Origin of the sequence: Lactobacillus gallinarum, from assembly GCF_002160635.1 — a bacterium.
In the GTDB taxonomy this organism is placed as follows: domain Bacteria; phylum Bacillota; class Bacilli; order Lactobacillales; family Lactobacillaceae; genus Lactobacillus; species Lactobacillus gallinarum.
Genome location: NZ_NFKZ01000073.1, coordinates 1 through 995, shown reverse-complemented (window position 1 = coordinate 995; position 995 = coordinate 1). Strand labels below are relative to the sequence as shown.

General features: G+C 40.6%; 1 protein-coding gene. It reads right to left on the bottom strand.

Translation table 11 applies throughout. The annotated features are described in order from the left end of the window. A partial coding sequence (locus B5E95_RS10390) for an RNA-guided endonuclease InsQ/TnpB family protein (protein ID WP_087236588.1) occupies window positions 1–995 on the bottom strand: 995 nt, incomplete at both ends.

The window sequence follows — 995 nt, the reverse complement described above, 5'->3', positions numbered from 1 at the left end:
AACATCAGAAATGGCTTGAGACAAGGCATGATTCTTTAACAGATTTCTGCTTCTTAGTTCCTCGGCAACTACTAAATCGTGGTTTTTGATTAGTGCAGTTGAGAGTACTTGTAAAAAGTCATTACGCTGTCTTCTGATCTTGTCGTGCAGTTTAGCTACAACTAAACGCTGCTTTTGATAGTTTTTTGCTAGCCGCAAATTGCGTCCTTCTTTTTTAGCCCTGCGCTGCCTGCGGGATAATACTCGTTGAGCGTGAGCCAGTTTCTTTTTGGCTTTACGATAAAATCGTGGATTAGCAACCATTGCTCCGTTAGATGCTGTTAAGAAATTATCAAGGTTGAGATCTATTCCAATTTGACTCTGTGTTTTAGGCAATTCCTCGACAAAAGCAGTATCGCTGCCTAACTGCATAGACAGGTAGAATTGGTCATCAGCGGTCTTTTTTATCGTCACTGTCCCAATTCTAGTTGGGATATGATTAACCAGACGCTCTTTGATTAGCCTTCTAAAGCCGGCAATGCGGACAACGCCTAGCTTAGGCAATTTAATATGCTTAGCATCAATAAACCTAGCCGTCCCGTTATCAAGATAGGCTTCTGACTGCTTAGGATATTGACAGTTGGTCTGATATGACCAGTCGCTGCGTTTTTTGTGAAAAGTCGGAATTCCATGACCAATCTTGCGATAGTTGTTCCAAGCCTTCTGGTAGTTCTGAATCGCATTGGCAAGGGCAAGGCTATCAATTTCTTTAACACGCAAAAAGTTATAAGCATCACGAATATTCCTTGGCTTAGCCAATAACTCGTTATTGGCGACTACTTCTTCTGCCAGCTTAGTCTCATAATTATTAAGAATAGAAAAGGCAAAAGGCATTGTTTGATATTGTCTAACAGCTAAGTAGTGCTTAGCATGATAATTGCTTCGATTGCGTCCTACATAAGAGTTGTAGACAAAGCGTTGCGCATCATAGTTCAACTTAATGATTTTCTTTTGCT